Here is a 7,647-nt window from a genome sequence, read left to right on the forward strand (position 1 = left end):
AGTACGGCATCCGCGAGAAGCAGCTGCGCATCGCGTTCAATGAGGCCCGCCGCACCGACGGCCTGACCGGTGAGAACCTGGTCGAGCTGCTCGAGATGCGTCTCGACGCGCTCGTGCTGCGCGCCGGCTTCGCCCGCACCACCGCCCAGGCCCGCCAGTTCGTGACCCACCGTCACATCCTGGTCGACGGCCAGATCGTGGACCGCCCGTCGTTCCGCGTGAAGCCCGGCCAGCTCATCCACGTCAAGGCCCGCAGCGAGGGCAGCGAGCCCTTCCAGGTCGCGGCCGCCGGCGGTCACGCCGACGTGCTGCCGGCCGTTCCGGGTTACCTCGAGGTCGAGCTCGACAAGCTCCAGGCGCGCCTCGTGCGTCGCCCGAAGCGCGTCGAGGTGCCCGTCACCTGTGACGTGCAGCTCGTCGTCGAGTACTACGCCGCACGCTGAGTCGCACCGAGAAGGGCGTCGGGGAAACCCGGCGCCCTTCTCGCATCTGCGCCGCCGGCGCCCGCCGACGGACACCACCCGTCGCCTACGATGGACCACGGACGTGAGAGTCGCGCCCGACGAGGAAGTGATCTGACTGTGAAGAACGTGCTCTGGTTCGTGCTCGGCGCCGCTGCCGGCTTCGTGGTCGCGCACGTCGTGAACAAGGATCCTCGCGGTCACGAGGTGCTCGCCGACATCGACGCGCGCATCACCGAGTTCACCGAACGCGTCACCGACGCGTACCGCGAGCAGCAGGCGCGCTTCGGCGAGACCGTCGGCGACGCCGTCCACGAGGCCGCCGAGGCCGTCGCGGATGCCGCCTCCCGGCCGGCGAACGACTGATCACCCCGAGACATCCGCGGGCCGGGCTCCGGCACCGCCCGTTCACCATGAGGACTCCCGCATGAAGACCGCCGAGATCGCGCAGCGCTACCTGGACTACTTCGAGCGCAACGGCCACACCATCGTGCCGTCGGCGTCCCTCGTCAGCGACGACCCGTCGATCCTGTTCACGATCGCGGGCATGGTGCCCTTCATCCCCTACCTCAACGGCACCGTTCCGCCGCCGTACCCGCGCGCCGCCGACGTGCAGAAGTGCATCCGCACGAACGACATCGAAGAGGTCGGCAAGACCGCCCGTCACGGCACGTTCTTCCAGATGCTCGGCAACTGGTCGTTCGGCGACTACTTCAAGGAAGGCGCGATCGGCTACGCGTGGGAGCTGCTCACCTCGAGCGAGGCCGACGGCGGCCTCGGGTTCGACGAGCGCGACCTGTGGGTCACCGTCTACGAGGACGACGACGAAGCCGCCTCGCTGTGGAAGAAGATCGCCGGACTCCCGGAGGAGCGCATCCAGCGCTTCGGCGCCGAGGACAACTACTGGTCCACCGGCCAGCCGGGCCCCGCCGGCCCCTGCTCGGAGATCTACTTCGACCGCGGCCCCAAGTACGGCCGCGACGGCGGCCCTGCGGTCGACGACAGCCGCTTCACCGAGATCTGGAATCTCGTGTTCATGCAGTACGCCATCACGAACGTGCGCTCGAAGACCGAGTTCGACGTCGTGGGGGAGCTCCCCAAGAAGAACATCGACACCGGCATGGGCCTCGAGCGTGTCGCGTTCATCAAGCAGGGTGTCGACAACATGTACGAGACCGACCAGGTGCGTCCGGTGCTCGACCGTGCCGTCGCGCTCTCGGGACGGCCGTACGGCGCCGTGCACGAGGATGACGTGCGCTACCGCGTCATCGCCGACCACATCCGCTCGTCGCTCATGCTGCTCTCCGACGGCGTCACGCCGTCCAACGAGGGACGCGGCTACATCCTGCGCCGGCTCATGCGCCGCTCGATCCGCGCGATGCGCCTGCTCGGCGTCGACGCCCCCACCTTCCCCGAGCTGTTCTCCGCGTCGCGCGATGCGATGAAGAGCGCCTACCCGGTCGTCGACGAAGACTGGGCGCGCATCTCGCAGTACGCGTTCGCCGAGGAGGAGACGTTCCTGCGCACGCTCGCGTCGGGGTCGACGATCCTCGATCTCGCGGTGACGCAGACGAAGGATGCCGGTGGCTCCGAGCTCGCCGGCAGCGAGGCGTTCCTGCTCCACGACACCTACGGCTTCCCGATCGACCTGACGCTCGAGATCGCCGAGGAGGCGGGCATCACCGTCGATCGCGACGGCTTCGACACCCTGATGCGGGAGCAGAAGGCACGCGCGAAGGCCGATGCGAAGTCCCGCAAGCGCGCCCTCGCCGACGTCAGCGTCTACGGCGACTTCCGCGCGAAGGGCGAGACCGTCTTCACCGGCTACACCGACCTCGAGACCGAGTCGTCGGTGCTCGGCATCCTCGTCGACGGCGTGCCGACCGACCGCGCGACCGAGGGCCAGATCGCCGAGGTCATCCTGCGGGAGACCGCGCTCTACGCCGAGTCGGGCGGACAGGTCGCCGACAAGGGCGTGATCGTCGGGCCCGGGTACGAGCTCGAGGTGCTCGACGTGCAGAAGCCCGTGCCCGGCCTTGTGAGCCACACGGTCGAGGTGACCCGCGGCGACGTCGGTCTCGGCGCCCCCGCGACATCCGTCGTCGACCGCGCGAACCGTCGCGCAGCACGTCAGGCCCACTCCGCGACGCACCTCGTGCACGCGGCCCTGCGCGACACGCTGGGGAAGACCGCGACGCAGGCGGGTTCGCTGAACCGCGCCGGCTACATGCGCTTCGACTTCTCGTGGAGCCAGGCGCTGTCGGCCGAGACGCGCACGGAGATCGAGGAGATCGCCAACAACGCGATCTACGACAACCTCGAGGTCACGACCCGCGTGCTGCCGCTCGCGGACGCCAAGGAACTCGGCGCGATGGCGCTGTTCGGCGAGAAGTACGGCGAGACCGTGCGGATGGTCGACATCGGCGGCCCGTGGTCGCGCGAGCTCTGTGCGGGAACCCACGTGGCCACGAGCGCTGAGATCGGGCTGATCTCGCTCGTCAGTGAGTCCTCGGTGGGCGCGTCCAACCGCCGTGTGGAGGCCCTCGTCGGGCACGACGCGTTCCGCGAGCTCGCGGCCGAACGAGCGCTGGTCGCCGAGCTGTCTGCGAACCTCAAGGCTCCGCGCGACCAGCTCGTCGCGCGCATCGCCGAGCTCGGCGCCAACCTGAAGGCCGCCGAGAAGAAGATCGCGGCGTTCGAGGCCGGCAAGCTCGCCGAGCGCGCCCCCGAGCTCGCCGCGTCGGCGACGACCACCGGACCGTTCCGCGTCGTGAGCGCCGCGATCGGCGCCGTCGGCTCGGCCGACGACCTGCGCACGGTGGCGCTTGCCGTTCGCGATCGACTCGGCGACGAGCCCGCCGTGATCGTGCTCGGCGCCGTGGCCGGCGACCGACCCGTCGTGATCGCCGCGACCACCGCCCGCGCACGCGAGGCCGGAGCCAAGGCGGGTGTGCTCGCGAAGACCGCGGCCGGCGTGCTCGGCGGCGGCGGCGGCGGGCGCGACGATGTCGCCCAGGGCGGCGGTACGGATGCCGCGCTCCTGCCCGATGCGCTCTCGGCGGCGGTTCGGGCTCTCGAGGTCGCGTGACGTGACGGGGTTCCGACGCGGCATCCGGATCGGCGTCGACGTCGGCACCGCCCGGGTCGGCGTCGCCCGCTGCGACCCGGACGGCTTGCTCGCGACCCCCGTGGAGACCGTGCCGCGCACAGACGCGGCCGTCGCCCGCGTGCGGGAGATCGGCGCGGAGTGGGACGCAATCGAGTTCGTCGTCGGGTTGCCCGTCGCGCTGTCGGGTCGGGAGACCGCGTCGACGGCGGATGCGCGCGAGTTCGCGGCGCAACTCGCCGCCTCCGGTGTGCCCGTGCGCCTCGTCGACGAGCGCCTGAGCACGGTCTCCGCGCACGCGGCCCTGCGTGGCTCCGGGCGTTCGCAGCGACAGTCTCGTAACATCGTCGATCAGGTCGCCGCAGTGATTCTCCTGCAGAACGCGATCGACACCGAGAAGCAGACCGGGCGCACCCCCGGGGCCGTCGTGCCCGCGCCCGAGGAGGCCACGCCGAATGACTGACGAGAAGAGCGCGGACGATCCGTTCTCGACCCTGTACTCGCAGCTGCCCGCCAACCGGCCGCGGACGAGTGCGACCGGCGAGACGCCCGCATCCGCCGAGCCGGGCACCGAGACGGCGCCGCTCACCCGCCGCGAGCTTCGCGAGCGACTGACCCGCGAAACCACCGGGCAGCAGCAGCCGGCGCCCGACGCCGCCCCCGTCAGCCCGACACCGGCCTCGTGGCCCCCGCGCGTGCCGAGTCAACCCGACGCGCTCCACCCCGCGAGCCTCACCGGCCTGACCCCGGCGCCCACCGCCGCCATGCCTCCGTCGGGAAGCACCCCACCGCCGGTCACTCGGCCGCCGGAGCGCACAGCTCCAGTCGGCGCCGCAAGAGCGTCCGCCCCCGGAGACCTCGCGGACCTCTTCACCGGGCGGGCATCGTCCGATACGGTCGGAGCCGTGCCGAAGAAGCCCTCGAAGCGACGTCGGCGCGCACGGGGGTGGATCGCCCTCGCCATCGTCGTGGTGCTGCTGGGGGGTATCGGCGCCGGTGGCGTGTGGGTGTGGAACACGTACGGCGACAAGGTGCGCTCGTTCATGGGATGGGAGGAGCCCGCGGACTATGCCCCCGGACTCGCCAACGGCGAAGCACTCCTCACGATCGCCTCGGGCGACACCGGCATGACGATCTCGACGAAGCTCTACCAGGCCGGCGTGACGAAGACGTCCTCGGTCTTCTACAACATGCTCGTGAAGTCGCAGCAGAACCCGAACTTCCAGCCCGGCGTCTACAAGCTGCAGAAGCAGATGACCGCCGCCGCCGCGCTCGCGGCGATCCAGGACCCCGCGAATCGCCAGCAGAACACGGCGCTCATCCGGGAGGGTCTCACGGTCAGCCAGATCGCCCAGGCGCTCTCCGACGATCTGGCCATCCCCCTGGCCGATGTGCAGGCAGCGGTGAAGACCCCGTCCGACTACGGCGTCAGTGCGGACTCCCTCGAGGGCTGGCTCTTTCCCGCCACGTACACCTTCGATCCCGGCACCACCGCGACGCAGGCCGTGAAGGCGATGGTCGACCGCACGAAGCAGTCGCTCCAGCAGGCGGGGGTTGCGGCATCCGATCAGCAGCGGATCCTCACGATCGCCTCGATCATCCAGCGCGAAGCCCGCCAGTCCGCCGACTTCTACAAGGTGTCCCGCGTCATCCAGAACCGCCTCGCCGATGGCATGAAGCTCCAGATGGACTCCACCGCCCAGTACGGCTACGGCGAGATGCACGACGGCAGCGTGAGCTCGTCGGCCGCGGCGTTGGCGGACAACAACCCCTGGAACACGTACGTGATCACGGGGCTGCCGAAGGGACCCATCTCCAATCCCGGGGACACGGCGATCGATGCGGCCGTGCACCCGGCAGACGGACCGTGGCTGTACTTCGTGACCGTCAACCTCGACACCGGTGAGACCGTGTTCTCCACCACCGATGCGGAGCATGAGGCCGCGGTGGCACAGTGGCGGTCCTGGTGCGCGCAGAACCCGAACTCGGGATGCTGACGCCGCCCCGCTGCGAGGTGTGGGGCGACCCGATCGCGCACAGCAAGTCGCCCGCGCTGCACCGCGCGGCCTACGCCGCCCTCGGCCTGGAGTGGAGCTACGACCGGCTCCGCGTCGATGAGTCGGCCTTTCCCGGCGCCCTCGGCGAGGCCGCGACGCGCGTGCGCGGACTCTCGCTCACCATGCCGCTCAAGGGCGTCGCCTTCGCCGCGGCCGAGCGACGCGACGACGACGCGACCACCACCGGGGCCGTGAACACCCTCGTGCGCACAGAATCAGGCTGGGACGGCTTCAACACCGACGTCGCCGGGCTCGTCGCGGTGCTGCGAGAGCTGGGCGTGTCCGAGCTGACGCACGCGCGCATCCTCGGCGGGGGAGCGACCGCGACCTCCGCCCTCGTTGCGCTGCACCGTCTCGGCGCCGACCGGGTGAGCGTCGTGACCCGCCGCCCCGGGGCTGCGGCGGCGCTCATCGACCTCGCCGCCACCCTCGGCGTCGAGGTGACCCCGGCGACGTTCGACGACGCCGACGCGACCCCCGTTCCCGTGACCGTCGCGACGATCCCCACCGACGCCGAGCTCCCCCCCGGGGTGGCCGCGCACCTCGCGGGGGCCGGCGGCATGCTCTACGACGTCGCCTACGGCACCTGGCCCACCCCGCTCTCCCGCGCGTGGGAGGCAGAAGGCCTGATCTCCGCCAACGGCCTCGGGATGCTGCTGCACCAGGCGGTGCGGCAGGTGAGCGCGTTCCTGCACGGCGATCCGGCGGTGCCGCTGCCCGATGAGGCCAGCGTCGTTGCTGCGATGCGCGCCGCCGTCACAGAGGCGGATGCGGTCGTCCCCGGCGTGGGAGACTAAGGGAATGCTCCGCGTGCTGACGGCCGGCGAATCGCACGGCCCCGAACTCGTCGCGCTCGTCGAGGGACTCCCGGCCGGTGTCCCCGTCTCGCGCGCCGCCATCCAGGCCGACCTCGCCCGACGCAAGCTTGGCTACGGTCGCGGATCGCGCATGAAGTTCGAAGAGGACGAGCTCACGATCTCCTCGGGCGTACGTCACGGCTACACCCTCGGCAGCCCCATCGCCGTGCGCATCGGCAACACCGAGTGGCCCAAGTGGGTCGAGGTGATGAGCGCCGAGCCGGTCGAGCTCACCGAGCGCTCCCGCGGCCGCGGCGCCGCCCTCACCCGCCCTCGTCCGGGACACGCAGACCTCGTCGGCATGCAGAAGTACTCGTTCGACGAGGCGCGCCCCATCCTCGAGCGCGCGAGCGCCCGTGAGACGGCCGCCCGCGTGGCTCTCGGAGCCCTCTCGCGCGCCTTCCTCGCCGAGCTCGGCATCCGGCTCGTCAGCCACACCCTGTCGATCGGACCCGTGCAGGTGCCCTCGGATGCCCCGTGCCCGACGCCCGACGACGTCGACAGCCTCGACGCCGACCCGCTGCGCTGCTTCGACCCGGAGACATCCGCACGCATGGTCGAGGAGGTCGACGACGCGAAGAAGGCGGGAGACACGCTGGGCGGCATCGTCGAGGTGCTCGCCTACGGACTGCCGCCGGGGCTCGGCTCCCATGTGCAGTGGGATCGGCGCCTGGACGCGAAGCTCGCGCAGGCGCTCATGAGCATCCAGGCCATCAAGGGCGTCGAGGTCGGCGACGGCTTCGAGACCACCCGACGCCGCGGGTCGGCCGCCCACGACGAGCTCTTCGTCGCCGAGGACGGCATCACCCGGTCGAGCGACCGCGCCGGCGGCACGGAGGGCGGCATGTCCACGGGCACGCTCCTGCGCGTGCGGGCCGGTATGAAGCCGATCGCGACGGTGCCGCACGCCCTGCGCACGATCGACGTCGCGACGGGCGACGCGGCCGCCGCACACCACCAGCGCTCCGACGTCTGCGCCGTGCCGGCGGCGGGCGTCGTCGCCGAGGCGATGGTGGCCATCGTGCTCGCCGACGTCGTGCTCGAGAAGTTCGGCGGCGACCACGTCGACGAGACCCGCCGCAACCTCGAGGCCTACCTCGCGCACATCCCCGACGCGCTCGCGACGGCGGGGGAGAGCGATGCCGCCCTCGCGGCGGTCGACGAGG

At 71.3% G+C, this 7,647-nt stretch carries 7 protein-coding genes; all 7 read left to right on the forward strand.

Going from position 1 to position 7,647, the window contains the following annotated elements; translation table 11 throughout:
• Positions 1–443, forward strand: a 443-nt coding sequence (gene rpsD / locus ASG00_RS09510; protein ID WP_082483182.1) for a 30S ribosomal protein S4, incomplete at its 5' end; no start/stop codon positions are given.
• 138 nt (positions 444–581) lie between these two features.
• Entirely contained in the window at positions 582–827 is a 246-nt protein-coding gene (locus ASG00_RS09515; RefSeq protein ID WP_045248077.1) for an ATPase, read from the forward strand.
• Between the two features lie 61 nt (positions 828–888).
• Complete coding sequence (alaS, locus tag ASG00_RS09520; RefSeq protein ID WP_056208956.1) at positions 889–3,549, forward strand: alanine--tRNA ligase; 2,661 nt, start codon at positions 889–891, stop codon at positions 3,547–3,549.
• Between the two features lies 1 nt (position 3,550).
• Complete coding sequence (ruvX, locus tag ASG00_RS09525) at positions 3,551–4,030, forward strand: Holliday junction resolvase RuvX (protein ID WP_045248180.1); 480 nt, start codon at positions 3,551–3,553, stop codon at positions 4,028–4,030.
• Positions 4,023–5,564, forward strand: a complete 1,542-nt coding sequence (gene mltG, locus ASG00_RS09530; protein WP_056208957.1) for an endolytic transglycosylase MltG — start codon at positions 4,023–4,025, stop codon at positions 5,562–5,564. The genes ruvX and mltG overlap by 8 nt, the downstream gene beginning before the upstream one ends.
• Positions 5,534–6,421 (forward strand): shikimate dehydrogenase family protein, encoded by an 888-nt coding sequence (locus tag ASG00_RS09535; RefSeq protein WP_327037310.1) that lies wholly within the window; start codon positions 5,534–5,536, stop codon positions 6,419–6,421. Before mltG ends, ASG00_RS09535 begins: the two co-directional genes overlap by 31 nt.
• 4 nt (positions 6,422–6,425) lie before the next feature.
• A partial coding sequence (gene aroC, locus ASG00_RS09540; RefSeq protein ID WP_082483184.1) for a chorismate synthase occupies positions 6,426–7,647 on the forward strand: 1,222 nt, incomplete at its 3' end.

It is taken from the genome of Microbacterium sp. Leaf351, from assembly GCF_001423825.1.
In the GTDB taxonomy this organism is placed as follows: Bacteria; Actinomycetota; Actinomycetes; order Actinomycetales; family Microbacteriaceae; genus Microbacterium; species Microbacterium ginsengisoli.

Excerpts from the sequence above, each read along its gene's own strand:
- mltG (WP_056208957.1), top strand. The coding sequence starts at position 4,023 with ATGACTGACGAGAAGAGCGCGGACGATCCGTTCTCGACCCTGTACTCG.
- alaS (WP_056208956.1), top strand. The coding sequence starts at position 889 with ATGAAGACCGCCGAGATCGCGCAGCGCTACCTGGACTACTTCGAGCGC.